A 24830-nucleotide genomic window follows, 5' to 3' on the forward strand; every position below is an offset into this window, starting at 1 on the left:
CCTTGATTGGAACCATTTGGGCGCCCTGCTCGGCCACGCCGGATTCATTCACACCCTCTGAGGCGAGCGGCAAGTAGGGGCCCGAGGAGAACCACAAGCAGCGCGAGAGGCCAGACGTTCCCGCCTTCGAATGCGTAGGCGTGCAGCAATGCTGTCCAGGACTTGCCCTGAATGATGCGGCCAAAGACGAACTCAAAGCACAGTGTGAGCAAAAGCCACATGAATCCGACAGCCAGGAGTTGACCTGAATGGGTTGGACTCAGTCTCGGGACGGCCACATGCGCGGTCATGAAGATGAACAGGCTCAGGAGGAGGCCGCTCGCCAGTGGCGCCCAAGATGATCCGAGCCATGGGGTCAACACCAGTTCATGAAAGCCTCCATTGAGGAAGGCCCATGCGAGGATCACGAGCCAGAAGCCGAACGCACGCAGGTGACGCATGGCGAAGGTGCTTCCTGAGCGTGCCCCGGGTTTGCGCCGGGTGGGCTGCATGGCGCACCGAGCGCTCGAAAATTCCTCAGGATTTTGCTTCACGTCGGCAACTCCAAAAACCTCGCGGCTTGCGCGGCATCGGGGGTGGCCATGTGGGGGATCACGCCCAGGCAGGGCGCGCGCAGGCGGCTGCGCAGGGTGGTGAGGTTGTCGTCGGCGCGCAGCATGGCTGGGTCGATCTGGTTGCCGACCCAGCCGGCGAAATGCAGGCCGCGCGTGGCGATGGCTTCCTGCGTCAGCAGCGCATGGTTCAGGCAGCCCAGCTTGAGCCCCACCACCAGCACCACCGGCAGGCGCAGCAGGCGGGCGAGATCGCCGCCGTCGGCGGTGTCGGACAGCGGCACCAGCAGGCCGCCCACGCCCTCGACCACCACGGCGTCGGCCATCGTCCGCAACTGCGCCACGCTGCTGGCGATGCGATGCAGGTCGATGACCTTGCCCTCGGCCCGGGCCGCCAGGTGGGGCGACACCGGCTCGGCCAGGGCATAGGGGTTGTCGAGTTCGGCAGGCACGGGCACATTGCCGGCGGCGCGCAGCGCGCGCATATCGGCATTCACGCCGGAAGGCTCCAGGCCCGCCGCCACCGGCTTGGCGCCGACCACGCGCGGAAACTTCGCGCGCAGCTTGTGCAGCAGCGCGCAGGCCACCAGGGTCTTGCCGATTTCGGTGTCGGTGCCGGCGATGAACCAGGCGGGTGCAGGGCGGTCGTTCATCGCGGTTCCTGTCCGTTGTGCCATGGGGTGGGGCGATGGATGCCGGGGAGCGTATCCCCCCGCGGTGCCGGATGGCAAGCTCGCCGCTTCATGGCAGCGCGGCTTGTGGCGTGACTGCGGTGCCGTCGTGCAGGGGGCTCGGTGTTGGCGCGCGCGATTCCATCAGCACCGCATCCAGCGCCCCCAGTGCGGCGTCGCGCAAGTGCATGGCGGCGGCCTCGTCGATGACGTAAGGCGGCATGAAATACAGCGTGTTGCCGATGGGGCGCAACAGCGCACCCCGTGCCAGCGCCGCGGCGGCGTAGCGGCGGGCGAAGTCGGCCGGGGCGTCCGTCACGTCCCAGGCCCAGATCAGGCCGATGTGCCGCGCATGCGCCAGGCGCGGATGGGCGTGCAGCGGGGCGAAGATGGCGTCGAGCCGCGCGGCCAGGTCGCGGTTGGCGGCGAGGCGGGCGTCGTCGAGAAGCTCCAGCGTCGCCAGCGCCGCGCTGCAGGCCAGCGGGTTGCCGGTGTAGGAATGCGAATGCAGGAAGCCGCGCGCGACATCGTCGTCGTAGAACGCGGCGTACACCGTGTCGGTGGTGAGCACCACCGACAGCGGCAGGTAGCCCCCGGTCAGACCCTTGCTCAGGCAGAGGAAGTCGGGCCGCACGTTCGCTTGCTCGCAGGCAAGAAAACGGCCGCTGCGCCCCATGCCCACGGCAATTTCATCGGCCACCAGATGCACCTCGTATTGCGTGCACAGCTCGCGCGCACGGGCGAGGTAGGCAGGCGGATGGAACACGAAACCGGCAGCGCATTGCACCAGCGGTTCAACGATGAGCGCGGCGGTGCGCTCGGCATGCTCCTGCAGGTGCTGCTCCAGCGCGGCGGCGCAATGCTCCACCCATTCGGCTTCGCTCAGTTGCGCGGGCTTGCGGCGGGCGTCGGGTACCGGCACGGTGGCGGCCACGCGCACCAGCGGCGCGTAGCTCTGGCGCAACAGCGGCACGTCGGTCACGGCCAGCGCGCCCACGGTTTCGCCGTGGTAGCCGCCAGCCAGGCCGATGAACTGGTTCTTCTGCGGCCGGGCGCCATTGCGCCAGTAATGCGCGCTCATCTTCAGCGCAATCTCGGTGGCGCTGGCGCCGTCGCTGCCGTAATGCGCGTGGCCCAGGCCGGTGCGCGCAAGCAGGCGCTCCGACAACTCCACCACCGGGGCGTGCGTCAGGCCGGCGAGCATCACATGCTCGATGCGGTCCATCTGCGCCGCAATCGCCGCCTTGATCTGCGGCTGGTTGTGACCGAACACGTTCACCCACCAGGAACTCACCGCATCCAGAATGCGCCTGCCCTGCGCGTCGATCAGCCACACCCCTTCTCCCCGCACGATTTCCAGCGGCGGCGCACCCTCGTGCCGCTTCATCTGCGTGCAGGGATGCCAGACGGCTTGCACGCTGCGGGCGGGGAGGTCGGATGGGGGTTGAGGTGGGGTGGTCATGTGTGAATGGAGAGGCCGAAACCTGCATCATAAAAAGGCGTGTGGATGGGGTTCGGCGAGCCACGAGTAGCGCAGCACAAGCCATTCGACCTCGGCCGTGCTGAATGGCTTGTGCGCGACGTTGCTCCACGCAGTCGGAGGAGGGTGGTCGGAACCAGCCAGAAGCAGACTGCCACGATCAATGAACCGCAGTTTGCGCCGGTTTCGGACATGCGGGTGACAGTTCCGTCGGCTGGATCCTCGGTGGGGTGAGCGAATTGAAGCTGGGGAAGTACTGGAACAGTTCGACAGTCTGGTAGCACCGAGCTGACACGCGAAAGCGCAACTTCGGCTCCTTACGTCCCGGCGGCCCCCCAGTCGTGGATCTCCCCCTTGAGGGCAAAGAAGCCTCGGGAATCGGTGATCACATGCTCCGCTACGCCGTCCCTGCCATACACGTCGACGACCGCACCGGCTATCGGCGCCTTGGTGACCGAGTCGATCACTGCGCCGCGAAGATTGGGCATGGCCGTGTAGGCGCAACCAGTGAGGCAGCAAAGCGTCGCCAGTCCCGTGAGCAAGGCCCAAAGCCGGAACCGATGCTGACGCTCCCGCTCTCCTCGAACCATCGCTGCCCCATCCAAAACCCTCGTCCGAGTCTACGACACTGGCCCTCACACTGAGGGGGACGAGGCCGATCTGACCCGCCTCCAGCGCTAGATGACGACGGCATCAAAGCGTGAACGGCCGGTCTCAGATCCCAGTTTCCGGACTTTTCGATCGCTTGCGTCTGGTTTTTCACCTGCAACCCACCCCCATGATGACCAACGTGAATGTGAACTATTTCACGATTCCAAGGTTTTGTTGGCAGCACCAAGCCATGAATGTCGCATTTTCGAATGTTGATTCGAATTTGAAATAGACATCTCACGGCTCCTTGCCCTACATTAATTACACAAAGATACATTTAATCGACTTGTGTAACAACATGGCACTCAGGGGAGGGCAAGTGGGCTTGCCAATTTTGACCGCCAGCATCTGCGCCCGCATGCGCCGACGCACGCCAGGCTGGGCGTTAGCTGGTTTATTCGGACTCACGACTGGACTCGCACCTGCCGCGCAGGCGCAGACAGCGTCCTCCACCACGCTCGACGTCGGCTCCGAAGGGGTGCTGCGGCAGGAACAGCGCCAGGAGGCTCATCGCCTCCTGGCGGCTCCTCCCGAGCATCTGCGGCCCGCTACAGCGACGTCCACTCTCACAACATTGCCCCATCAAGCGCCCTGCTTCTGGATCGACACCATACGTTTCAGTGGTGCACACGCCCAGCGCCTGAACTGGTTGGCCCAGGACGTTCAACCCGTCCTGGGCCAGTGCGTTGGCACGCAAGGATTGGCAACGATTGCCCGTGTTCTTGACGACCACCTCATCAGCCTGGGCTACATCACCAGCCGGGTGAGTTTTCCACCCCAGAACCTGGCATCGGGCCTGCTGGATATTCATCTCGACGTGGGCACCGTGGCCAGCGTGCGCATGGTGCGCGCAGACAGCGGCCAACCGGATACCGATTGGGGTACTTGGCGCAACGCCTTCCCGAGCGGCCCCGGCGAGATTCTGAACATCCGGGACCTGGAACAGGGCATCGAGCATATGGGACGTCTGCCCAGCCAGTCGGTCCACACCTTGCTGGAGCCCGGCCCCGCCCCCAACTCCAGCATCATCGTTCTTCAGCGCCAAAGCGCCTCCCTGGCTCAACGCCTGCATGGCGGCCTCTCTCTGGACAACTCCGGCAGCCAATATTTGGGGCGTTCGCAACTCTCCGGCGCCCTCTCGCTGGACGGCCCACTCGGCCTCAACGACATCCTGAGCCTGACGGCCAGCAGCAATGTCGAACATCCCGCATCAAGCCACCGCACCCAGAGCCTGGGGCTGAGCTACAGCATTCCCTGGGGATACAACACCTTCACCCTGAGCGGCAGCACGGTGCGTTATGCGCAGCTGGTGCAGGGAACGACGGCGCAGTTTCTCTCCAGCGGCACCAGCCAAACCGCCCGGCTCCAGTGGGACCGCACCATCTGGCGCACGGCGTCGAGCAAATTCGGGGTTTTTGGGGCAGTGTTCATCCGCAAGGCCAGTGGCTATCTCGATGATGTGGAGTTGCTGGTGCAACGGCGCGCCACGACCAATGTGGATATGGGGGCGAGCATCAAGTCGTTGCTGTCGTCTGGCGGCTTGGTCTCGGCGCAGTTCGACTACCGCCATGGCATTGGCAGCTTCGGAGCCCAGGATGATTGGCCCACCGCATCTCAAGGTGGCCTGACCCTGCGCCCGCAGATCTGGGGGCTGAACCTCAGCTTGCGCCAACCCATCAAGGTGGGCGCACAGCCCTGGGTTTACAGCGCGACCTTCCACGGCCAGTCCACGCCGGACACCCTGGTCAGCGAAGATCAGATCTCCGTTGGAGACCGCTACAGCGTGCGCGGCTTTGACGGAAACGCCGTGCTGCTTGCCGAAAGCGGCTACTTCCTGCGCAACGATCTGTCCCGCCCGGTCGCGCTCTTCCCGGGCTGGAGCACCGCGGCCTATGTCGGGCTCGATTTCGGTCGGGTGTGGGGGCCCAGCGCCGCAAACCTGGTGGGTGCCAAACTCGCCGGAGCCGTCATCGGGCTGCGCGGCCAGACGGGCCGCTTGCAGTTCGATGCGGGTTTGGGCACCCCCGTGGTTCGCCCCGCCGGCTTCGCGACCAAGCACCTCAATCTCTATCTGTCCGTGACTGCGGGCTTCTAACCCCAGTTCACAGCCGAGCGTTCCATCATGAACCGTACCCGCCACGCCGTCCTTGCCCCTGCCGCCGGCTTCACCCAGCCGCAACTCGCTATGGCGACTCAGGCCGCGCGTGGATGCAAGCGCATGGTTTTGCGCTTGGTGCTGTGCATCTATCTGGGTCAGAGCCTGCTCGCGGCGATTCCCGCCTACGCCGCAACTCCTGGCGTCGTGGTTGCCCCGAATGCCTCGGCCAATGCTCATCCGCTGCTCGATGGGGCGCGCAACGGCGTGCCCATCGTCGACATTGCCCCGCCCAGCGTGGCAGGGGTGTCGAACAACCAATACAGCCAGTTCAATGTCCACAACAACGGGCTGATCCTCAACAACAGTGCCGGCAACGTCAGCACACAGCTCGGTGGGTGGATTGCAGGCAACCCGCTCCTCGGCACCACTCCGGCACGCATCATTCTCAACCAGGTCGTCTCCAACAACCCCTCGCAGTTGCTGGGCACCATCGAGGTGGCCGGGCAAAGCGCCAACATCGTCATTGCCAACCCCAACGGCATCACCTGCAATGGCTGCGGCTTTCTCAACACGGCGCGCGCCACCCTGACGACGGGGACGCCACAACTCGGCGCGGGCGGCGGGCTGCAAGGTTTTGATGTCCGCCAGGGCCAGATCGACGTGGGCAGCCAGGGCCTGACCGCGGCCAACCTGGAGCGCCTGGATCTGCTGGCGCGCAGCGTGGTGATCGAGGGTGGGGTGTGGGCACAGGACCTGCATGTGCTGACCGGCGCCAACCAGGTTTTCGACGGGACCTTGCAGGCCACCCCACAGACCGGCACCGGGGCTGCCCCGCTGTTTGCCATCGACATCCGCAACCTCGGGGGTATGTATGCCAACCAGATTTCCATGGTGGCCACCGAGCAGGGCGTGGGTATCAACAGCACTGGGCGGCTGGCAGCGTTGCAAGGCAATCTGGTCTTGAGCAGCAATGGCAACCTGACCTTGCAAGATACCCGTGCTAGGAGACTGTCGGACTTTGCGGTCTTCCGGATGAAGACGCTATCCGAGACAATTGCTGCTGCACAACCGAGAGCCCGAGCCGATGAGCCGCTTCGTCCCTGTTGACCGAGACACCGCATATCTGTTGCCACCGTCGGTGGACGAATGGCTGCCCACTGATCACTTGGCGCGCTTCGTGGTCGAAGTCATCGAGCAGCTTGATCTGGGCGATCTGGCCCGACAGTACGCAGGCCGGGGCTCGGCGGCGCACCATCCGGCGGTGCTGCTGGGCCTGCTGATCTACGGCTACGCCAACGGCGTGCACTCCAGCCGCAAGATCGAGCGGGCGACCTACGACTCGGTGGCGTTCCGCTTTGTTGCGGCCAATACCCACCCCGATCACGACACGCTGGCGACGTTCCGCCGCCGCTTCTTGAAGGAGGTGGAGGCACTGTTCGTGCAGGTGCTGGTTCTGGCGCGCGAGATGAAGCTGCTCAAGCTCGGACACATCGCGCTGGATGGCACCAAGATCGACGCCAACGCCAGCAAGCACAAGGCCTTGTCGTGGGCTCATGCCAACAAGATCGAGGCGCAGCTGCGCCAGGAAGTACAAACGCTGCTGGCGCTGGCAGAGAACAGCGACCGCGCGACGGTACCCGACGGCATGGATGTGCCGGCGGAGATCGCCCTGCGTGCAGATCGCTTGAGCGCAATCGCGCAGGCCAAGGCCAAGATCGAGCAGCGCGCCAGCGAACGCCATCAGGTCGAGCAGCAGGAGTACGAGGCCAAGACCGCCAAGCGCCAAGCCCAGCGCGAGGCGGGCAAGAAGCCGCGCGGCAAGGACCCTGAGCCGCCAGAGGCCGGCCCCCGGAGCAGCGATCAGGTCAACCTCACGGATGAAGAGTCGCGCATCATGCCCGTGTCGGGTGGGGGCTTCGAGCAAAGCTACAACGCACAAGCCGGCGTGGACATCGCGACGATGATGGTGATCACCCAGCATGTGAGCCAGGCATCCAACGACAAGCGCGAAGTTGTGCCTACGCTGCAGCAGATCCAAGCGTTACCCGCGGTGCTGGGCGAGGTGCACACGCTCATCACGGACAACGGCTTCTTCAGCCAAGCCAACGTGATCGCGTGCAACGACGCGGGTATCGAGCCGCTGCTGGCGCTCAAGCGGGAGTCGCATCACACGCCGGTGATGGGGCGCTTTGCACCCGATGTGCCCGAGCCCCAGACGACGGATCCGCTCGTGCAGATGGCACACCGCCTGGGCACGCAAGCAGGCCGAGCCCTGTACGGCCTGCGCAAGCAGACAGTGGAGCCGGTGTTCGGCATCATCAAGCAAGTGATGGGTTGGCGCCAGATGAGCATGCGCGGGCTGGCCAAGGCACAAGGCGAATGGAGCTTGGTGACCATGGCTTGGAACATCAAGCGCATGCACGTCCTGCGAGCCGCGTGAGGGCAATAGTGCGCCCCGACCACGCCAAAACCGAGTCCCCAGGCCGCCCCATGTGCCCTCACAGTGTCTCGCCAACCATCGAGAGCGTTCGATCAGCGCGCCGCTGTCAAAAAAAACGCGTCGCACTGATCAATCGGATTCGCTCGGGTTCAAGTCCGACAGCCTCCTAGGGCCGCCGCAGCAACGCCACCCACCCCTAGCAACATCGATCTGCGCTTGATAGGGGCCGCACTTTCCAAGCCTTGAGGTGCCGATTTTTTAGGATGCATTTGCGTCTCCTGTGTACAAACCGACGTGTGCTGGCATTTTGTTTCGCTGCACTGTAGTCCAACATTCGGCTGCTTCAATGCGGAATTATTTGGCATCAACGCATATGGATACGCAAATTAATTCACGCTTGCGCTTGATGAATCTCTAGCCTAGTATGAAAAACCTTGCAAAGCAAAGGAATTTTTCATGGAACTGCTGAACTTGGCGCGCGGCGCGCTTCTGGCCATCAGCGTGCTGATCTTCGTGATCGGGATACTGTGGCGCACTGTCGGCCTGATCCGCCGCCCGACCAAGCCTCTGGCTTCCGCGCCCCGCCGCGTGCATGTGCAGGGCGCCGTGTGGATGACGGTGGTGCGCCACATGCTGCCGCGTGCCGGAACCCGGTCCAGCCCCACATTGGCCACGCTCAACCCCTACTTCTATCACGTCGGACTGGCCTTCATCGTGTTCGGCTATGCGCCGCATATTGCCTTTCTGCAGCGTCATCTCGGCGTCTCCTGGCCCGCCTTGCCGGATGCTGTGATGTATCTCGCCGCTGGCGTGACCATCATCTCGCTGTTCATGGCCCTCGCTATGCGCCTGATGGACCCCACGCTGCGCCGCATTTCGGGCGCCGACGACTACATCTCCTGGGGCTTGCTGTTCCTGGTGATTTTTACCGGCATGGCATTGATCGACCAACCCTCCAGCGCTTACGCGGCGCAGGGGTACTCCGCTGACCCGACACGGCTGGCCATTCACCTCATGGCGCTGGAGCTGCTCCTGGTGTGGTTCCCGTTCGGTAAGCTGTTTCACACCGTGAGCTGGTTTTGGGGCCGCGCCCAGTTCGGTGCCTTCATGGCGCGCCGGGGAGTTCGGGCATGATAAATCGTGAGATGTATGTGCAGTTCGGCAACGCCATCAGCCACTTGGCGGAGCAGGCGCCCAAGATTGACATGCCGGACGCGGAGCGCGTCAAGCGCGCCAAGACGTTCATGCTGGAAAAAATGGATCGCAGCCTCGCCGTCGACTTGGAGTCCTGCGTGCGTTGCGGCTATTGCGCAGATGCCTGTCAGTTCAGCGTGCAAAGTGACGACCCGGATCTCATTCCAACCCACAAACTCGAACTACTGCGCCGCATCTGGCGGCGCGAGGTTGCGCCCCTGTCTTGGCTGTGGAAGCCACTCACCCAGGACGTGGACGCCGATGACCTGCGCGAATGGCAGGCGCTGTGTTTCGATAGTTGCACCGAGTGCGGGCGCTGCAGCATGGTCTGCCCGATGGGCATCAACATCGCCCGCGGCGTGAACGTCATGCGGGAAGCCCTTGCCGCCGCCGGACTCGCGCCGGATGAACTGCGCGCCGTGCAAAGTGAGCAAGACGCGCGCGGCACGGTGTTCGGTGCGGACGCCGGCCACCTTGCCCAAACCGTCGAGGTGGTGCGCAACCGTGGCGTCACCGTGCATCTCGACAAGCCCAAGGCCAAGGTGCTGATGCTCACCACGGTGCTCGACATCCTGCTGTTCCAGGACGCCCTTGAAGCCACGGCGCGCGTGCTCAACGCGGCAGGACTGGACTGGACCCTGCGCAGCAATGGCTACGAAGCCGCAAACTTCGGCTTGCTCTCCGGCGTGGAAGAAACGCAGAAAAAGGCTTCCGAAGCCGTGATCCGCCAAGCCATTGAGGTTGGCGCCGAGATGGTCATCGTGCCGGAGTGCGGCCATGCCTATCCCGCGCTGCGCTGGGAAGGCGCCGAGGTGCATGGCGAGCCGCTTCCGTTCCGTGTCTTGGCCATTTCCGAACTGATCGGCGAGTTGGTGGAGCAAGGCAAGTTGCCGCTGCGCGGCGATGCCCATCAAACCCTGATGTTCCACGATGCATGCAAACTTGGCCGCCACGGCGGCGTGTTCGAGCAGCCGCGTGTGGCCCTGCGCGCCACAGGTGCCGAGTTGCGCGAACCACGCGATACAGAAGAAATGAACTGGTGCTGCGGCGGCGGCGCAGGCGGTTTCCTCATCAACCGCGCGGCTCCGCTGCGGGCGCAGGCCTTTGCCATCAAACGGGCGCAGGTGGACAACAGTGGCGCGCAAGCCGTCGTCACGTCCTGCGGCAGTTGCCGACTCAATTTCCTGGCAGGCGCGGAGCAAACCGCATGGGACAAGCCCGTTCTCAGTCTGGTGGAACTCATCGCCCAGAACCTCGTAGACAACCCTTCGCCGCCCACAGCGCCCTGATGGAGCGCCGTTTTTGTGCGCCTCCAGAGTCGGCTCGCCGACCCGCCCCCCTTGGGGTCAAGGAAACTCGGGACGGCCCAGCGCTTCCTTGAGAGCCGACGCCGCAGCCGCGGCGCTGGCCACGCTGTGATCAACTCGCTGCGTCGATGTCGCGATCTTTGGTGTCTCGGGCAAAAAGAACAAGCCGATGACAAAAGTTCCTGCAGCGGCGACACCGGGTCCCATCCATTCATCAAAGACTGGAAACGCTTTCGCGTTTGAACTCCCCCTCGGAGAGGCGCGTTATGCGGACAAACTCTTCAACCTCCTGTCTTCGACCGATTGGGATCACCAATCGGCCTCCAATGCGGAGCTGTGATTCCAGAGCTTTAGGAATTGACGAGCTTCCTGCTGCGACCAAGATTGCATCAAATGGCGCATGGTCCGGCCAGCCATGTATCCCGTCGGCATGCAAAACATGGACGTTGCGAAAACCATGCTGGATCAAGGCGGTCGCTGCCTTCTCAGCACGCTGCGCGACTCGCTCGACCGAGTAGACATCTTTGGCGATATGTGACAACACGGCGGCCCTGTAACCCGCACCGGCGCCAATCTCCAGCACGATCTCGCCGCCTTTCAGCTCCAAGGCAGCAATCATCTGCGCTACTAGATAGGGTTGAGAAAACGGGTTGTCTTCCGGCCCCTGCAGGGGCGCATCATCGTAGGCAAATGCCCGCAGAGCTTCAGGCACGAAGTCCTCACGCGGAACGGCCAACATCGCCTCAAGAACCAAGGGGTCTGTGATCCCTCGCTTCGCAAGCTGATGATGAACCATTAACTTTCGTTGGATCATGAAATCGGGCTTCATGCTTGACTCCTCGCGATCTGCAGCGCCAAGTGCGCTCCGTTTTGGCATTGTGCGGCCGTCCTTCATGGGGCGCCAGTAGCGATGCCGCAGTCGCGTGCCAACGTCGCGATGGGTGCTACTTGCATTAATCAAAAGACCAGGAGTGCGCAAGCCGAGTGCCGGCCGAAGCGTTGAATTGATGAGGCGGGAAAACGCCGAGCTTTTTTGCGGAGACTCGCAACCCAAAGCTTCACACCTGGCGCGGCGCTGCACTGCCGATTTTGAGGCTGGCGTCGAGCAGCGCATTGGCACGGGCAATTCGTGTCACTTCGCCACGTACGTGAATGCAATTCTTGTCACTTGGACTGCGGCAGACGGCCGCACAGACTATCGGGCTGTGGGCGCCGATCCCGATTGAGCTACATGCCGATCGTCGACCGATCCATGGCAAACGAGCTGCGCGGCATCAGGCTTGAATTTCAGCGCGTTCCTACCGGCTCACCGCGAACCCGGAGCATGGCTCAAATCGGCATCGGCGCCAACAGCCATGCCCACCGTCAGGGGCGCAAATGCGCTGCTGAACACGATTGGCGGGACGGGGGACGCGGCTGATGGGGGTGCTGCTGCAAAAACAGTGAGCGGCTTTTGTCACATCCACTGGAATCATGTCTCTTTCTCAGTAGTGTCCGGTTGATTGGATGTCAGCGAGCCGCCGAGCCAATGTTGACGCGGGTTTTGAGCGATTCATGGGTGTCCACGATTTGAATTTCGGTTTGCCGATTTGCGATGCTGACGGGTTTGCACGACCCGAGGTGATGCATGAACATCGGCAAGACGCTGTTTGCGCAGGTGATGGAGTTTGTGCCATGGAAGACGTTTGGTCGCATCATCGAGCGGCACCAGGGCGATGCCGGTGTGCGTACGCTGGGGTGCGCCGATGTGTTTCGCGTCCTGGCGTTCGCGCAACTCACCTGGCGCGAATCGCTGCGCGACATCGAGGCGTGTCTGGCGGCCAACCAGACCAAGCTGTTCCACATGGGGATCAAAGCTGTGCCTGCGCGCTCCACGCTGTCCGATGCGTTGACTCAGCGCGATTGGCGCATCTATCACGCGCTGGCGCAGCGGTTGATCGCCCGGGCACGGGCGCTGTATGCGCAGGAGCCTTCGGACCTGGGGCTCGACGCCACGGTCTACGCGCTGGACTCCACCACCATCGATCTGTGCCTGAGCTTGTTCGACTGGGCACCATTTCGCTCCACCAAGGCCGCCATCAAGCTGCACACGCTCTTGGACTTGCGTGGGGCGATTCCCGCCTTCATTCACATCAGCGACGGCAAACTGCACGATGTCAACGTGCTCGACGTCCTGCCCGTGGAGGCTGGAGCGTTCTACGTGATGGACCGGGGCTACGTGGATTTCGCGCGGCTGTATGCACTGCATCAGGCCGGCGCCTTCTTCATCACGCGAGCCAAGAAGGGCATGGACGCGCGGCGGGTGTACTCGGCTGCCACCGACCGCAGCACGGGGGTGATCTGCGATCAGAGCATCCGCTTCAACGGCTTTTACGCCAGCCGGGACTATCCCGAGCATCTGCGCCGCATTCGTTTCAAAGACCCCGAATCGGGCAGGACGCTGATCTTCCTGACGAACAACACGAGCCTGCCAGCCTTGACGATCGCCGCACTCTACAAGAGCCGCTGGCAGGTCGAACTCTTCTTCAAATGGATCAAGCAGCATCTGCGGATCAAGCGTTTTCTGGGCACCAGCGAGAACGCGGTGAAAACGCAAATCTGGTGTGCCATCGCCACCTACGTGCTGATTGCCATCATCAAACAGGAGCTTCACCTCGATGCCTCGCTCTACACATGTCTACAGATTCTGTCGGTCTCGGTTTTCGAGAAAACCCAGCTTTCATGCGCCTTGCAGCCCGATCGCACCCAACCCGAACTGGTCTCGATCGCTAACCAATTGAATCTGTTCGAGATTTAACCGGACACTACTACCTCTTTCTAAAACTTCAACAACAACACGGCACATGCCGCCCACCTAGCCGGGGCCGGCAAGTCGACTCATCGCTGGCCGACGCGGGTCGAACCGAACAAGGCCTTGTGTGCCGAAGGCTGGCAACGCCAGTACTGCGGTGGCGCGGTGACCTGTGCGCCCAGGCGCGCCGCAGCGTGCCAGGGCCAGCGCGGGTCATAAAGCATCGCGCGCGCCAGCGCGACGAGGTCGGCGCGGCCGTCGGCAACGATGGCCTCGGCCTGCTCGGCTTCGGTGATGAGGCCCACCGCGATCACCGGCATGCTGACGTGGCGCCGGATCGATTCGGCGAAGCCGACCTGGTAGCCCGGGCCGACGGTGATGGCCTGCCGCGGCGAAAGCCCGCCGCTGGAGACATGGGCGTAGGCGCAGCCGCGCGGCTCCAGCGCCGCGCACAGCGCCGCGCTTTGCGCCGGGTCCCAGCCGTTGTCGACCCAGTCCGTGGCCGACAAGCGCACGCCGACGGGCACGCGCGCGGGCACGGCCGCGCGCACCGCGTCGAACACTTCGAGCACGAAGCGCATGCGGTTTTCCAGCGAGCCGCCGTAGGCGTCGTCGCGACGGTTCGACAACGGGGACAGGAACTGGTGCAGCAGGTAGCCGTGCGCGGCGTGCAGCTCGATCAGATCCAGCCCCAGACGCACCGCGCGTTTCGCCGCGTCGACGAAGGCCTGGCGGATGCGCTGCAGGCCGGCGGCGTCGAGCGCGTGCGGCGGCGGCTCAGCGTCGCCGTGCGGCACCGCGGACGGCGCCACGCAGTCCCAGCCGCCTTCGTCGGGACGCAGCAGCGAGCCGCCCTCCCAGGGGGCGCGGCTCGAGGCCTTGCGCCCGGCGTGCGAGAGCTGCACGCCGATCGGAATCGGTGCGTGCCGCCGCACCGCGGCCAGCACGCGGCGCAGCGCGGCCTCGTTGGCGTCGGACCACAGGCCCAGGTCCTGCGGCGTGATGCGCCCGGCCGGCTCGACGGCGGTGGCCTCGAGGATCAGCAGGCCCGCGCCTGAGATGGCCAGCTGGCCCAGGTGCATCAGGTGCCAGTCGCTGGCGCAGCCGTCTTCGGCGGAATACTGGCACATCGGGGCGATGACGATGCGGTTGGGCAGCTCGAGTTCGCCGAGCCGGAATGCCGTGAATAGTTGACTCATGGGTGCATGGGGAGTGTGGTGGGTGTCAGGTCTGGAACAGCCAGGGTTCGCTGGCGCGGCGGCGCTGCTCGTAGGCGCGGATGTGCGGGGCCTGCGCCAGAGTGAGGGCGATGTCGTCGAGCCCTTCGAGCAGGGCGTGCTTGCGGTGGGCGTCGATGGGGAATCCGAACACGTCGCCCTCCGGCGTGGCGAGGGTCTGCGCGCTCAGGTCGATGCGCGCGCGCCAGCCGGGATGCGCCTCGACGCGCTGGAACAGGGCGTCGACCCGCGCCGCGTCGAGCACGATGGGCAGCACGCCGTTCTTGAAGCAGTTGCCGAAGAAGATGTCGGCGAAGCTCGGGGCGATCACGGCGCGGAAACCTGCGTTGTCGAGCGCCCAGACCGCGTGCTCGCGGCTCGACCCGCAGCCGAAGTTCTCCCGCGCCAGCAGAATCGACGCGCCGGCGTAGCGCGCCTGGTTCATCACGAATTGCGGGTTGGGCCGGCGCTGCGCCGGGTCCTGGCCGGGCTCGCCGGAATCGAGGTAGCGCCATTCGTCGAACAGGTTGGGGCCGAAGCCCGAGCGTTCGATGGACTTGATGAATTGCTTGGGAATCAGCGCGTCGGTGTCGACATTGGCGCGGTCCAGCGGCATCACGAGGCCGTCCAGCACGGTGAAGGCTTGCATCAGAGCGGGCTCCAAGGGCCGGGTGCGGCCAGCCTGCCGGCCAGCGCCGATGCAGCCGCCACCGCCGGACTGACCAGGTGGCTGCGCCCCAGCGTGCCCTGCCGGCCTTCGAAATTGCGGTTCGAGGTGGATGCGCAGCGCTCGCCGGGCTGAAGGCGGTCGTCGTTCATGCCCAGGCACATGGAACAGCCCGGGTCGCGCCAGGCGAAACCGGCGTTGCGGAACACGTGGTGCAGGCCCTCGGCCTCGGCCTGCGCCTTGACCAGGCCGGAGCCAGGCACGGCCAGTGCCTGGCGGATGTTGGGTGCGATGCGGCGGCCGTTCAGCACGGCGGCTGCGGCGCGCAGGTCTTCGATGCGCGAGTTGGTGCACGAACCGATGAAAATCTTGTCGAGCACGATGTCGCGCATGGGTGTGCCGGGTTGCAGGCCCATGTACGCGAGAGCCCGGGTCATAGCGGCGGCTTTGGCGCGGTCGCTCTCGCGCGCGGGGTCGGGCACCAGGGCGTCGATCGGCACCACCATCTCGGGCGAGGTGCCCCAGGTGGCCATCGGTCGCACCTGGCTGGCGTTGATGTCGATGCGCGCATCGAAGGCTGCGCCATCGTCGCTGCGCAGACCGCGCCAGTCGTCGACGGCGCGCGCCCACAGCGCTCCGGAAGGCGCGTAGGGGCGTCCCTTCAGGTAGTCGATGGTGGTGTCGTCGACGCCGATCAGGCCCACGCGGGCTCCGGCCTCGATGGCCATGTTGCACAGGGTCATGCGGCCTTCCATCGACAGGCGCGAGATGGCCTCGCCGGCGAACTCGATCGCATGGCCGGTCGCGCCGGCAGTGCCGATGCGGCCGATGATGTGCAAGGCCAGGTCCTTCGCGCTGACTCCCCAGGGCAGGGCCGGGTCGATGCGCACCAGCATGGTCTTCATGCGGCGCACCGACAGGCACTGCGTGGCGAGCACATGCTCGACCTCGGACGTGCCGATGCCGAAGGCCAGCGCGCCGAACGCGCCGTGGGTGCTGGTGTGCGAGTCGCCCGCGACGACGGTCATTCCGGGTAGGGTCGCGCCTTGTTCGGGGCCGATGACGTGGATGATGCCCTGGCGCCGATCGCCGAGCCCGAACTCTGTGATGCCGAACTCGGCGCAGTTGCGCCCGAGTTGCTCGACCTGCCTGCGCGACAGCGGGTCGCTGATGCCGGCCACGCCGCGCTCGCGTGCCGTGGTCGGCACGTTGTGGTCGGCCGTTGCCAGCACCGTGGAGGCGCGCCAGGGCTTGCGCCCACCCAGGCGCAGGCCTTCGAAGGCCTGCGGACTGGTGACCTCGTACACCAGGTGGCGGTCGATGTAGAGCAGGCTGGGCGCTTCGGGATCGGCATCCGTGGCGAGCGGCACGAGGTGCCGCTGCCAGAGCTTGTCGAACAGTGTTTGCGCCCTCATGCCGCGGCCGCCCCGCAAACCGGCGCGGCGCCCGCCAGGCGCGGCTGCCCGGCGCCCTCGGGCAGCGGGTAGCGCCGGCTCGACGGCCCGGCCTTGGCCACCTGGCCGGGAACGTCGTGGCCGACCAAGCCGGGCAGCGTGCGCGAGCATTCGATCAGCGCGCCAAGGTCCACGCCGGTGGCGTAGCCCATGGCCTGCAGCATGTGCACCATGTCCTCGGTGCACACGTTGCCGCTGGCGCCCGGCGCGAACGGGCATCCGCCGAGGCCGCCCAGCGAGGCGTCGAAGCGATCCACCCCGGCCTCGAGCGCGGCCAGCACGTTGGCCAGGCCCATGCCGCGGGTGTCGTGGAAATGTGCGGTCAGCATGATCTGCGGATGGCGCGCGATCACCGCTGCGCAGAGCTGCCGCACCTGCACGGGGTGGGCCATGCCGGTGGTGTCGCACAGGGTCAGGCGCCGGATGCCCAGGGTGGCGATGCGCTCGACCAGGCGCAGCACCTCGGCCTGTCCGACTTCTCCCTCGAACGGGCAGCCGAAGGCGGTCGACAGCGACGCGTTGATCTCGCTGCGCCCGCGCGCCAGCGCGACGATGTCGGCGAACTGCGCCAGCGACTGCTCCCGGGCCATGCGCAGGTTGGCGCGGTTGTGGCTCTCGCTGGCCGACATCACGATGTTGAGTTCATCGACCCGGCAGGCCAGCGCGCGCTCGGCGCCCTTGGCGTTGGGCACCAGCGCGGCGTACTCGACCCCGGGCACGCGGACGATGCCGGCCATCACCTCGGCCGCGTCGGCCAGCGCCGGAATGGCCTTGGGCGATGAAAAGGAAGTCACCTCGATTTTCGCCAGGCCGCTGCGCGACAGGCGGTCGATGAGCGCGATCTTGTCGGCGGTGGGCACGAACACGGGCTCGATCTGGAAGCCGTCGCGCACCGATACTTCCTGGATGTACAGGCGTTTGCCCTGGGTTGCTTGCAGCATGTCGGATTTCCTTCAGATTGCACCCGCGGCGCGCAAGTGCCCGCGCGCCTGGGCTCCGTAACCCAGTTCCTCGAGAATCTGCTCGGTATGCTCGCCCAGCGTCGGCCCCAGCCATCGCGTGCGGCCGGGGGTTTGCGACAGCTTGGGCACGACCCCGGGGAAGTCCACCTGCTGGCCGTCGGGCAGCGTGTGGGGCTCGATCATCTCGCGCGCGCGGTAATGCGCGTCGGCATGGATGTCGGCCGCGGTGTAGATGTGCCCGCTGGGCACCTCGGCCGCCTCCAGAACCTGCAGCACATGCTCAAGGTCGTGGGCTCCGGTCCACGCGCCGATGGCCTCGTCGAGCATCTCGGCCTGGCGCACGCGGCCCTCGTTGCGCGCCAGTTGCGGGTCGTCGGCCAGATCGCTGCGGCCGATGGCGTGCATCAGCCGGCGGTAGATGCTGTCGGCGTTGCCGGCGATGATCACGTAGCGGCCGTCGCGGCACAGATAGGTGTTCGACGGCGCGATGCCCGGCAGCGTGGCGCCGCTGCGCTCGCGCACGAAGCCCTGGGCGGAATACTCCGGCACCAGGCTTTCCATGATCCCGAACACGGCTTCGTATAGCGCGACGTCGATGAACTGCCCGCCCCCGCCGTTGACCTTCAGGTGGTGCATGGCCATCATCGCCCCGATCACGCCGTACAGCGAGGCCAGGGTATCGCCCAGGCTGACGCCGGTGCGCACAGGGGGACGCCCGGGCTCGCCGACCAGGTGGCGCAGCCCGCCCATGGACTCGGCGATGGCGGCGAACCCCGGGCGGTCTTTGTACGGGCCGGTCTGGCCGTAGCCGGACACGCGCACCATGATCAGCGACGGGTTGATGCGGTGCATGTCCTCCCAGCCCAGCCCCCACTGCTCCAGGGTGCCGGGGCGGAAATTCTCGATCACGATGTCCGCGGTTGCCGCGAGTTCACGCACGATGCGCTGCCCGTCGGGGTGCTTGAGATTGACGGTGAGCGACTTCTTGTTGCGGCTTTGCGCGTACCACCACAGGGACGTGCCCTGGTGCAGTTTGCGCCAGTAACGCAGCGGATCACCGAGCCCGGGCGACTCAATCTTGATCACTTCGGCGCCGAACTGGGCCAGCAGCGCAGCGGCATAGGGTCCGGCAATCAGCGTGCCGAGCTCGACGACGCGGACGCCAGCCAATGGGAGGGGTCCGCCAGGCCCGGCGACAGTGGCTTGTTCTTGCATGATGGAAGGCGTTCGGAAAGGGAGTTGCGTCGAGCACCGACCCCTCGACGCATGCTTAACCAATGATTAACCGACGGACCGCGTCGACTTCGCCAACGCGAGGCGCTCAATCCGGCAGACCGCTCTCCACCGTCTCCGGCAGCATCCACGGCAGCACCAAACCCAGCACGTACACCGAGCCCATGATCAGCGCGGCCTGGCTGATGCCGCCGAACGAGTGGATCAGCGTGCCGGCGATGATGGGAAACACCCAGGCGATGAGCCGCGCGGCGTTGAACACCACGCTAATAGCCGTCGAGCGCACGGTAGCGGTGAACAGCTCGACCGGGTAGATGGCCATCCATACGTAGGCGCATCCGAGGGTGAAAAAGCCGTTGATCGGAGCCACGATCATCATCGTCCCCACGGTATGGGTGAACCTGTAGGTGATGACCGTGGTGATCAAGCACCCGACGAAGGTCAGAAATATGAAGACGCGCCGGCCGATGGCGTCGGCGATGAATCCGGCGATCATGTAGGCCACGATCGCTCCCACCGTGTAGGAGATCGACACCCTCGCTCCCCACACCGGGGCACCAGCCAGGCCCTGTGCTTTGGCCAGGCCGATGGTGTAGATGGGCAGCCAGCTCGAGATGGCCCACCAACCCACAGTGGTGACGATCGACAGCACCGTGGTGATGATGGTGCGTCGGCGTGCCACCGGGTCGCGGAATAGTTGGGCCAGCGAGAACGGGCGCCGGGGTGTCTTGTCGCCGCTGCACGTGCTGGCTTCGGTGGGACCCCAGCGACGCTCGCGCACCGCTTCGCGCCACTTCTCCGACTCGTTGATGCCGCGACGCAGGTACAGGACGAACAGCGCCGGCAGTGCGCCGAGGATGAACATCAGGCGCCAACTCTGTGCGCCGAGCGGATGCGTGGTCGACAGTACATACCAGGCCACCGAGGCCAGGAGAGTGCCCCAGCCGAAGCCAGACTGCAGGAAACCGGCGCCCTTGGCGCGCGCGTTTTGCGGCCAAGTCTCGGCAAGCAGCGAGATGCCCGTGCTCCACTCGCTGCCGAGCGCCAGGCCAGTGAGAAAGCGCAGTGCGCACAGCGTCACAAAGCTGTCGGCGAACGCGGTCAGGCCGGAGAACACCGCATACAGGAACACCGACCAGAGCTTGCGCCCGATGTAGTCGGCGAGTATGCCGCCGACCAGCCCGCCCAGGCCCCACCCCAGCAGCGTAATGCCGATCGCAGTGCCGGCATACACCGGAAACGAGGCCAGCTGCGCCGGCGTGAGCAGCGAATGCAGCATCGGCACCAGGACCATGACCAACGCGATGGCCTCGTAGCCATCGAACACCCAACCGAGGAATCCCCCCGTGAGCACCCGCCAATGCATTGCCGTCAGTCCGGCGTTCCAGCGGGTCGGGGCGGGCTGCGCCGCCGCCATCTCATTCGCGTCCATTATCTCCTCCTTTTGTTGTGACTCAGGTCCCGGCCGTGCGTGGCCACGCCAACCGATTTGGTCGCAGCTTAGGGGGAGAACCCTGTTGTCGATTCGAAAGTGGTTGACCTATCCTTAACCATTGGTTAACTATTGCTCCGGCCCTATGAAGTATTAAGCAGCGTAGCGAACGCGCCGGTCCTGGAAGTAGCGCATCACACGCTGCGGGTTTTGTTCCAGCATCGCCATATGGTCGTTCGCAGCTTCGCGTAATTTGGCCTTGGTTCGCACCGGCACGTGTTTGCCCATTTCCTGTTTGAGATCGGCGTTGAGCCTCTCCTCAGGGTTGAGTTGGGGGCTGTAACTGGGCAGGTAAAACAGCTCGATCTGCGCGTGATGCAAGGCCACCCAAGCCTTCACCAACTTGCTGTGATGCACCCTCAGGTTGTCCAGAATCAGGAATACCTTCTTGCCCGCATCCTTGATCAAGGCCTGCAAGAACTCAATCAACTTGTCGGCATCAAACGCCTCGTCGATGATCATCCAGCGGGTCTTGCCCTGGTTGGTCACCGTGGCGATCATCGAGAGCTTCTGGCGCGTCCCGCCCACCGCCATCGCCACCGGTGTTTTGCCCGCAGGGGCAAAGCTTCTGCCGCGCACGTCCGTGTTGACCAGCGCGGTTTCGTCTCCCCAGTGGATTTCCCCGCCCTCAGCCCTGGCGCGCTGCTCGATGGCGGGGTATTCGCCCTCCAGCCAAGCCTGCACCGCCGCGGGGCTTTGCTCGTAGGCTCGCTTGATCGGCTTTTGTGGCGTAAAGCCCCAGCGGGTGAGGTACTTTCCAACGCTGCGCACCTGCAGTTTGATGTCGAACTCTTGTTCAATGAGTTGCATCACCGCAGCGCGGCTCCACAGATGGAAGTCCATCTTGAGTTGCTCGGGACGCGTGTCAATGATCATGCGCTGGATCGTCTCTTCTTGCGCTTGACTGAGCACCCGACCGTCGCCTCTGGCGCGTCCCCGCCGAGTCGGTCGGATGGCGCTCCAGCCGCCGGCCTCGTACAAGTCGATGGCCGCTCGAACGGGCGGGTAACTCAGCCCCGTCATGTCCACGATCTGCATGATCTTGATGCCCCGCTTGTACAACCTCACGACTTGCTTGCGCCGCTCATGAAGTTGCTCCAGTGTTTGCTTTCTTGCGTTTTCTTTTTCCATGGTCAATGGATCAAGAAGCTTGCAGAAAGTTCATATTTTATGGGGCCTTATCTATAAACGATGGAACACGCGATCAACCCGGCCCGCTTTGACCTGACGACACTGCGGCTGTTTGTTGCCGCTGTTGAGGCGGGTAGCCTTACGCTGGGCGCCGAGCACATGGCAATCAGCCTGCCGGCCGCGAGCAAGCGGCTGGCCGAGCTGGAAGGCCATATCGGCAGCATCCTGCTGCTGCGCAACAAAAAAGGCGTGACGCCGACCGCCCCGGGGCTGACTTTCCTGCGCTATGCAATCAGCATCGTCGCCGGAATCGAGCAGCTGTCGGTGGCAATGGTCGACTATCACAGGGGGGCGGGCGGCCACCTGCGCCTTTGGGCCAATACCTCAGCATTTACCGGTTTCCTGCCGAAGTCGAATGCATGCGCTCACGCCACCATCGCGCCCGTCAGGCCCAGGACGGCCAGGAACTTGTTTCCCAGGACAATGAAGGCCACGCCCAGGACGACATACAGCGCCTTCTTGGCGATGCCGCCGAGCTCTTCACCGAACACCAGGGACGCGCCGGCCGCAAGGAAGGCGATCACACTGATGCCAGTGGCCACCGGTCCGGTCAGATCGTTTTGCAGGGTGGAGATGGCACCGTCCCACGGCAGGCCACCCGCACCGGAGGCGAAGGCATCGGCCATCGTGGCCACGAACACGGCGCTGGCCAGGGCCATGCGGCGTGCGGCGGCGGGCGGGAGTCTCTTAAAAATCGGTTTCATCAGGAGCTCCTTTCGAGAGGGGTGACATGCGCAACCCAGCGCGCATACCTGGATTGCGCGTCTGGTTGCAGGAGGGGGCGGCGATGGTTGTCGCAGTGCGGCGAAGAGAATTTGTTAATACAATAAGTGCCATGCGCATCACGTTCGACCCAGACAAAGACCGCGCCAACCAGGCCAAACATGGGTTGTCCCTGTCATTGGCAGAACGGATGGACTGGGGCGGGCTGCTCGCCAAGCCTGACTCCAGGCGCGAGTACGGCGAGTTGCGCGTGATTGGGTTCGTTCCTGATGCAACCGGGCGACTGTTTTGCGTGGTGTTCACGGATCGCACCGATGGGCGCCGCATCATCAGCCTGCGCAAGGCGAATTTGAGAGAGGTCAAGCTCTATGCAGCAAACGATCAAAACTAGGAGTGGCCGCACCCTGATCGTGCCCACCCCCGAAGAAGACGCAGCGATCAACGCAGGAATTGCGGCTGACCCGGACGCCCACGAAGTCACGGATGCGGAGTTCGCACAAATGCGACGGATGGGTCGGCCCAGACTGGCCAGCCCCAAGATTCCAACCACGATTCGCTTCGATGCTGATGTGCTCGACGCGCTGAAAGGCACGGGCAAGGGCTGGCAGACGCGCGTGAATGAAGCCATGCGCGAATGGGTGAAGACGCACACGCGCTGAAGCAGCGCTATCCGGCGACTCGCCGGATCTCAGCGATGGTGATCGGTCCCCAGTACCGACTGTCGAAGCTCTGGGCGGCAAGCGCCGGCGTCGCGCCGCTGCCGTAGACCCAGTAATGCCGGGGACCCAGCGTCAAGCTCCTCTGCTGGTGGGGCAACTGCAGCCACGGATATTTGCCCGAGCGCAGCAGCTGGCCGCTGTTGGGCAATTCACGTCCGTTGATCCAGACACCACGCAGGTTCACCACGACGTGATCGCCCGGTATGGCGACCGCGGTCTTCAACATCGGCATGCCGCCGCCCGGGCAGTCGCCTGACAGGTAGAACGGAAAAGCGCGCGGCGTCACCCACACGGGCGGGCAGAGTTCAACCCATGCTCCGCGATGGATCGTCTCTCCATCCTTCAGAGCATGCAGCCGGTACCAGCCAAGGGGCTCGCTCTCGGTGAGGTTGAGCCGCCAGCCGCCCCAGAAGGCGAGGTCTGCAGCGAGCACAGAGCCTGCCATCACGGCAAACGGCAACGCCAGGCGCCCCCAGTGCGCGGTGCGCCGCCGACTCGCCCGGCGGATCAATCGAGCATTCATGGAGTCGCCTTGATCGCCGGGGAACCGCCATAGAGTTTGCAGAAATGTTTGCATTCCGCTAACATTGGCCCATGTACTCGATCGAATACAGCCGCGAAGCGTTCAAGAGCCTCAAAGCCATGCCGCGCAATCTGGCGACGACGGTGCGCGAAAAGATCGAGCAGTTGGCGGCTGCGCCCCACGGACCGAACAACAACGTGAAGAAGCTGCAGGGGCGCCCTGGCTATCGGTTGCGCGTCGGCGATTGGCGCGTGATTTACGAGATTCATGATGACCGCCTGGTGGTGATGATCCTGGCGGTTGCCCCACGAGGAGGTGCATACCCATGAGCACGATTCAATTCATCGAACGCAACGGGAAGCGGGAATATGCCGTGGTTCCGATGGAGCTGTTTGCGCGGCTCATGCGTGCCGCCGAGAGCCTGGATGACGTTGCCCTGTTCGATGCCGTGAAAGCTGCCGACGATGGATTCCGGGTGCCGGGCGCGGTCGCGCATGCCATCCTGGACGGGACCCATCCTGTCAAGGCCTGGCGCGAATACCGCGGATTCACCCAGGACGCTTTGGCCGAGAAGGCCGGCATCAGCAAGGCCTATCTCAGCCAGATCGAGACGGGCAAGCGGACCGGAGTGGCCAAGACTCTCAAAGCCCTCGCATCGGCGCTGGGCGTGACGCTCAACGAGCTGCAGCCCTGAGTGCCGCAGTGCGGCCTGCGGCATCCACCGCCCTCCCGCCGCTGACAGGTCACGAGCACGCTCTCGCTGGTCGATGCGCCCGATGCGCAATGCGCCCCGCGCCGGGATCGAACGGACAAGGTCATGAGACATCGAGCACGCCCGTCATCGCAGTGCGTTCCATCCCGCGCGTGAAGTGGTACCCCTGGCCATAGCGAATGCCAGCGGCGCGCACCCGCTCCAGGTCGCCCGCCGATTCGATCCCTTCGGCGATGACCTGGGCGCCGACGCCTTCAAAGAGATCATGGAGATCCCGCAGGAAGCGCGGATCGACACGCCGGGCAAGATGGGTCAGCGACATATCGAGCTTGGCAAACGCAGGGCGTACCTGCAGAGCGCGGCCGATGCCGTCATAGCCCGAACCGACGTCGTCAATCGCCAGCGCAAAGCCGGCTTGCGTCAGTCGCGCAAAGGCGCACGCTGATGCTTCGCAAAAGTCCGCGGCGTGGAGTCCTGGGCGGATGTGCTCGGTCCACTCCACCACCAGCCGATCCCGGCCCGGGATGGCCAGCAGACCTTCGACGATGGCGGGATCAAGGGCCTGGTGAGCATCCACGTTGACGAAAACGCGGACGGATGCCGGGATGTGGTCGCGAAAGAGATCGGCCATGCGGGCGTACCACGTCCGCCAGCCATCATCAGTCCAGTCCGGGCACCGATCGGCACCGGCCAGCAGCTCGAACCCCAGGGTCTCGTCGCTGACCAGATCCACGATGGGCTCCAGCCGGAAGTG

25 protein-coding genes and 1 pseudogene are annotated in these 24830 nt (G+C 64.7%); 11 read left to right on the forward strand and 15 right to left on the reverse strand.

The window, feature by feature from the left end; genetic code table 11:
* Nucleotides 1-44: 44 nt before the first annotated feature.
* The 4 genes from THIX_RS21040 to THIX_RS23240 form a co-directional block, all read right to left on the reverse strand.
* Nucleotides 45-533, reverse strand: a complete 489-nt coding sequence (locus tag THIX_RS21040; protein ID WP_233224668.1) for a hypothetical protein — start codon at nucleotides 531-533, stop codon at nucleotides 45-47.
* A complete protein-coding gene (gene bioD / locus THIX_RS21045; RefSeq protein ID WP_112487766.1) occupies nucleotides 530-1204 on the reverse strand; it encodes a dethiobiotin synthase in 675 nt (224 codons plus the stop codon). Before bioD ends, THIX_RS21040 begins: the two co-directional genes overlap by 4 nt.
* 88 nt (nucleotides 1205-1292) lie before the next feature.
* Nucleotides 1293-2684, reverse strand: a complete 1392-nt coding sequence (gene bioA / locus THIX_RS21050; RefSeq protein WP_112487767.1) for an adenosylmethionine--8-amino-7-oxononanoate transaminase — start codon at nucleotides 2682-2684, stop codon at nucleotides 1293-1295.
* A gap of 335 nt (nucleotides 2685-3019) precedes the next feature.
* Nucleotides 3020-3190, reverse strand: a complete 171-nt coding sequence (locus tag THIX_RS23240) for a carboxypeptidase regulatory-like domain-containing protein (protein ID WP_146748650.1) — start codon at nucleotides 3188-3190, stop codon at nucleotides 3020-3022.
* A gap of 521 nt (nucleotides 3191-3711) precedes the next feature.
* On the opposite strand from THIX_RS23240, the gene THIX_RS21060 reads away from it, so the two are divergent.
* The 5 genes from THIX_RS21060 (at nucleotide 3712) to THIX_RS21080 (ending at nucleotide 10374) form a co-directional block, all read left to right on the forward strand.
* A complete protein-coding gene (locus THIX_RS21060; RefSeq protein ID WP_112488535.1) occupies nucleotides 3712-5448 on the forward strand; it encodes a ShlB/FhaC/HecB family hemolysin secretion/activation protein in 1737 nt (578 codons plus the stop codon).
* Between the two features lie 27 nt (nucleotides 5449-5475).
* On the forward strand, nucleotides 5476-6558 hold the full coding sequence (locus THIX_RS21065; RefSeq protein ID WP_112487769.1) for a filamentous hemagglutinin N-terminal domain-containing protein: 1083 nt from the start codon (nucleotides 5476-5478) through the stop codon (nucleotides 6556-6558).
* Nucleotides 6536-7891, forward strand: a complete 1356-nt coding sequence (locus tag THIX_RS21070; RefSeq protein ID WP_112484377.1) for an IS1182-like element ISThsp16 family transposase — start codon at nucleotides 6536-6538, stop codon at nucleotides 7889-7891. Before THIX_RS21065 ends, THIX_RS21070 begins: the two co-directional genes overlap by 23 nt.
* A gap of 456 nt (nucleotides 7892-8347) precedes the next feature.
* On the forward strand, nucleotides 8348-9025 hold the full coding sequence (locus tag THIX_RS21075) for a hypothetical protein (protein WP_112487770.1): 678 nt from the start codon (nucleotides 8348-8350) through the stop codon (nucleotides 9023-9025).
* Nucleotides 9022-10374: a (Fe-S)-binding protein gene (locus THIX_RS21080; protein ID WP_112487771.1), complete on the forward strand. Its 1353-nt coding sequence runs from the start codon at nucleotides 9022-9024 to the stop codon at nucleotides 10372-10374. Before THIX_RS21075 ends, THIX_RS21080 begins: the two co-directional genes overlap by 4 nt.
* A 232-nt stretch (nucleotides 10375-10606) precedes the next feature.
* Here the strand turns inward: THIX_RS21080 and THIX_RS21085 are convergent, their stop codons facing one another.
* A complete protein-coding gene (locus THIX_RS21085; RefSeq protein WP_112487772.1) occupies nucleotides 10607-11221 on the reverse strand; it encodes a protein-L-isoaspartate(D-aspartate) O-methyltransferase in 615 nt (204 codons plus the stop codon).
* Nucleotides 11222-12019: 798 nt separating this feature from the next.
* On the opposite strand from THIX_RS21085, the gene THIX_RS21090 reads away from it, so the two are divergent.
* The gene (locus THIX_RS21090) at nucleotides 12020-13189 is read left to right on the forward strand and encodes an IS4 family transposase (protein ID WP_112484535.1); all 1170 of its coding nucleotides are present in this window, start codon (nucleotides 12020-12022) and stop codon (nucleotides 13187-13189) included.
* 80 nt (nucleotides 13190-13269) lie between these two features.
* Here THIX_RS21090 and THIX_RS21095 read toward each other — a convergent pair whose 3' ends face one another.
* From THIX_RS21095 to THIX_RS21125, 7 genes are all read right to left on the reverse strand, one after another.
* A complete protein-coding gene (locus THIX_RS21095) occupies nucleotides 13270-14382 on the reverse strand; it encodes an NADH:flavin oxidoreductase/NADH oxidase (RefSeq protein ID WP_112487773.1) in 1113 nt (370 codons plus the stop codon).
* Between the two features lie 25 nt (nucleotides 14383-14407).
* Nucleotides 14408-15049 (reverse strand): 3-isopropylmalate dehydratase small subunit, encoded by a 642-nt coding sequence (gene leuD / locus THIX_RS21100; RefSeq protein ID WP_112487774.1) that lies wholly within the window; start codon nucleotides 15047-15049, stop codon nucleotides 14408-14410.
* A complete protein-coding gene (gene leuC, locus THIX_RS21105) occupies nucleotides 15049-16482 on the reverse strand; it encodes a 3-isopropylmalate dehydratase large subunit (protein WP_112487775.1) in 1434 nt (477 codons plus the stop codon). The genes leuD and leuC overlap by 1 nt, the downstream gene beginning before the upstream one ends.
* Nucleotides 16479-17462, reverse strand: a complete 984-nt coding sequence (locus THIX_RS21110; protein ID WP_112487776.1) for a hydroxymethylglutaryl-CoA lyase — start codon at nucleotides 17460-17462, stop codon at nucleotides 16479-16481. Before THIX_RS21110 ends, leuC begins: the two co-directional genes overlap by 4 nt.
* Before the next feature lie 12 nt (nucleotides 17463-17474).
* Nucleotides 17475-18698, reverse strand: coding sequence for a CaiB/BaiF CoA-transferase family protein (locus THIX_RS21115; RefSeq protein ID WP_112487777.1), 1224 nt, complete (start codon nucleotides 18696-18698; stop codon nucleotides 17475-17477).
* 106 nt (nucleotides 18699-18804) lie between these two features.
* Nucleotides 18805-20148: an MFS transporter gene (locus THIX_RS21120; protein ID WP_112487778.1), complete on the reverse strand. Its 1344-nt coding sequence runs from the start codon at nucleotides 20146-20148 to the stop codon at nucleotides 18805-18807.
* Nucleotides 20149-20301: 153 nt separating this feature from the next.
* Nucleotides 20302-21339: an IS630 family transposase gene (locus THIX_RS21125; RefSeq protein ID WP_112487779.1), complete on the reverse strand. Its 1038-nt coding sequence runs from the start codon at nucleotides 21337-21339 to the stop codon at nucleotides 20302-20304.
* Nucleotides 21340-21399: 60 nt separating this feature from the next.
* On the opposite strand from THIX_RS21125, the pseudogene THIX_RS24450 reads away from it, so the two are divergent.
* Nucleotides 21400-21549, forward strand: a pseudogene (locus THIX_RS24450) (LysR family transcriptional regulator); the annotation flags it as partial.
* Between the two features lie 215 nt (nucleotides 21550-21764).
* Here THIX_RS24450 and THIX_RS21135 read toward each other — a convergent pair.
* On the reverse strand, nucleotides 21765-22103 hold the full coding sequence (locus THIX_RS21135; protein WP_112487780.1) for a TrbC/VirB2 family protein: 339 nt from the start codon (nucleotides 22101-22103) through the stop codon (nucleotides 21765-21767).
* 131 nt (nucleotides 22104-22234) lie between these two features.
* Here THIX_RS21135 and THIX_RS21140 point away from each other — a divergent pair, with 131 nt between their 5' ends.
* Together THIX_RS21140 and THIX_RS21145 are read left to right on the forward strand one after the other, a co-directional pair.
* Nucleotides 22235-22513 carry a BrnT family toxin gene (locus tag THIX_RS21140; protein WP_112487781.1) on the forward strand — a complete coding sequence of 93 codons (279 nt, stop codon included), beginning with the start codon at nucleotides 22235-22237 and terminating at the stop codon, nucleotides 22511-22513.
* Nucleotides 22491-22781: a BrnA antitoxin family protein gene (locus THIX_RS21145; RefSeq protein WP_112487782.1), complete on the forward strand. Its 291-nt coding sequence runs from the start codon at nucleotides 22491-22493 to the stop codon at nucleotides 22779-22781. The genes THIX_RS21140 and THIX_RS21145 overlap by 23 nt, the downstream gene beginning before the upstream one ends.
* 7 nt (nucleotides 22782-22788) lie before the next feature.
* On the opposite strand, the gene THIX_RS21150 is transcribed toward THIX_RS21145, so the two are convergent.
* On the reverse strand, nucleotides 22789-23364 hold the full coding sequence (locus THIX_RS21150) for a S26 family signal peptidase (RefSeq protein ID WP_112487783.1): 576 nt from the start codon (nucleotides 23362-23364) through the stop codon (nucleotides 22789-22791).
* Between the two features lie 71 nt (nucleotides 23365-23435).
* Between THIX_RS21150 and THIX_RS21155 the strand changes: the two genes are divergently transcribed.
* Both THIX_RS21155 and THIX_RS21160 read left to right on the forward strand, forming a co-directional pair.
* Nucleotides 23436-23693 carry a type II toxin-antitoxin system RelE/ParE family toxin gene (locus THIX_RS21155; protein ID WP_112487784.1) on the forward strand — a complete coding sequence of 86 codons (258 nt, stop codon included), beginning with the start codon at nucleotides 23436-23438 and terminating at the stop codon, nucleotides 23691-23693.
* Nucleotides 23690-24058, forward strand: coding sequence for a helix-turn-helix domain-containing protein (locus THIX_RS21160; protein ID WP_112487785.1), 369 nt, complete (start codon nucleotides 23690-23692; stop codon nucleotides 24056-24058). Before THIX_RS21155 ends, THIX_RS21160 begins: the two co-directional genes overlap by 4 nt.
* A gap of 121 nt (nucleotides 24059-24179) precedes the next feature.
* On the opposite strand, the gene THIX_RS21165 is transcribed toward THIX_RS21160, so the two are convergent.
* On the reverse strand, nucleotides 24180-24809 hold the full coding sequence (locus THIX_RS21165) for an EAL domain-containing protein (protein WP_158540973.1): 630 nt from the start codon (nucleotides 24807-24809) through the stop codon (nucleotides 24180-24182).
* Nucleotides 24810-24830 lie beyond the last annotated feature (21 nt).

This window comes from Thiomonas sp. X19 (assembly GCF_900089495.1).
Classification (GTDB): domain Bacteria; phylum Pseudomonadota; class Gammaproteobacteria; order Burkholderiales; family Burkholderiaceae_C; genus Thiomonas_A.

What these genes read in the sequence shown, in the direction of transcription:
- bioD (WP_112487766.1), bottom strand. Translation starts at nt 1,204, where the DNA reads ATGAACGACCGCCCTGCACCCGCCTGGTTCATCGCCGGCACCGACACC.
- bioA (WP_112487767.1), bottom strand. Translation starts at nt 2,684, where the DNA reads ATGACCACCCCACCTCAACCCCCATCCGACCTCCCCGCCCGCAGCGTG.
- THIX_RS23240 (WP_146748650.1), bottom strand. Translation starts at nt 3,190, where the DNA reads ATGCCCAATCTTCGCGGCGCAGTGATCGACTCGGTCACCAAGGCGCCG.
- THIX_RS21060 (WP_112488535.1), top strand. Translation starts at nt 3,712, where the DNA reads ATGCGCCGACGCACGCCAGGCTGGGCGTTAGCTGGTTTATTCGGACTC.
- THIX_RS21065 (WP_112487769.1), top strand. Translation starts at nt 5,476, where the DNA reads ATGAACCGTACCCGCCACGCCGTCCTTGCCCCTGCCGCCGGCTTCACC.
- THIX_RS21070 (WP_112484377.1), top strand. Translation starts at nt 6,536, where the DNA reads ATGAGCCGCTTCGTCCCTGTTGACCGAGACACCGCATATCTGTTGCCA.
- THIX_RS21075 (WP_112487770.1), top strand. Translation starts at nt 8,348, where the DNA reads ATGGAACTGCTGAACTTGGCGCGCGGCGCGCTTCTGGCCATCAGCGTG.
- THIX_RS21080 (WP_112487771.1), top strand. Translation starts at nt 9,022, where the DNA reads ATGATAAATCGTGAGATGTATGTGCAGTTCGGCAACGCCATCAGCCAC.
- THIX_RS21085 (WP_112487772.1), bottom strand. Translation starts at nt 11,221, where the DNA reads ATGAAGCCCGATTTCATGATCCAACGAAAGTTAATGGTTCATCATCAG.
- THIX_RS21090 (WP_112484535.1), top strand. Translation starts at nt 12,020, where the DNA reads ATGAACATCGGCAAGACGCTGTTTGCGCAGGTGATGGAGTTTGTGCCA.
- THIX_RS21095 (WP_112487773.1), bottom strand. Translation starts at nt 14,382, where the DNA reads ATGAGTCAACTATTCACGGCATTCCGGCTCGGCGAACTCGAGCTGCCC.
- leuD (WP_112487774.1), bottom strand. Translation starts at nt 15,049, where the DNA reads ATGCAAGCCTTCACCGTGCTGGACGGCCTCGTGATGCCGCTGGACCGC.
- leuC (WP_112487775.1), bottom strand. Translation starts at nt 16,482, where the DNA reads ATGAGGGCGCAAACACTGTTCGACAAGCTCTGGCAGCGGCACCTCGTG.
- THIX_RS21110 (WP_112487776.1), bottom strand. Translation starts at nt 17,462, where the DNA reads ATGCTGCAAGCAACCCAGGGCAAACGCCTGTACATCCAGGAAGTATCG.
- THIX_RS21115 (WP_112487777.1), bottom strand. Translation starts at nt 18,698, where the DNA reads ATGCAAGAACAAGCCACTGTCGCCGGGCCTGGCGGACCCCTCCCATTG.
- THIX_RS21120 (WP_112487778.1), bottom strand. Translation starts at nt 20,148, where the DNA reads ATGGACGCGAATGAGATGGCGGCGGCGCAGCCCGCCCCGACCCGCTGG.
- THIX_RS21125 (WP_112487779.1), bottom strand. Translation starts at nt 21,339, where the DNA reads ATGGAAAAAGAAAACGCAAGAAAGCAAACACTGGAGCAACTTCATGAG.
- THIX_RS21135 (WP_112487780.1), bottom strand. Translation starts at nt 22,103, where the DNA reads ATGAAACCGATTTTTAAGAGACTCCCGCCCGCCGCCGCACGCCGCATG.
- THIX_RS21140 (WP_112487781.1), top strand. Translation starts at nt 22,235, where the DNA reads ATGCGCATCACGTTCGACCCAGACAAAGACCGCGCCAACCAGGCCAAA.
- THIX_RS21145 (WP_112487782.1), top strand. Translation starts at nt 22,491, where the DNA reads ATGCAGCAAACGATCAAAACTAGGAGTGGCCGCACCCTGATCGTGCCC.
- THIX_RS21150 (WP_112487783.1), bottom strand. Translation starts at nt 23,364, where the DNA reads ATGAATGCTCGATTGATCCGCCGGGCGAGTCGGCGGCGCACCGCGCAC.
- THIX_RS21155 (WP_112487784.1), top strand. Translation starts at nt 23,436, where the DNA reads ATGTACTCGATCGAATACAGCCGCGAAGCGTTCAAGAGCCTCAAAGCC.
- THIX_RS21160 (WP_112487785.1), top strand. Translation starts at nt 23,690, where the DNA reads ATGAGCACGATTCAATTCATCGAACGCAACGGGAAGCGGGAATATGCC.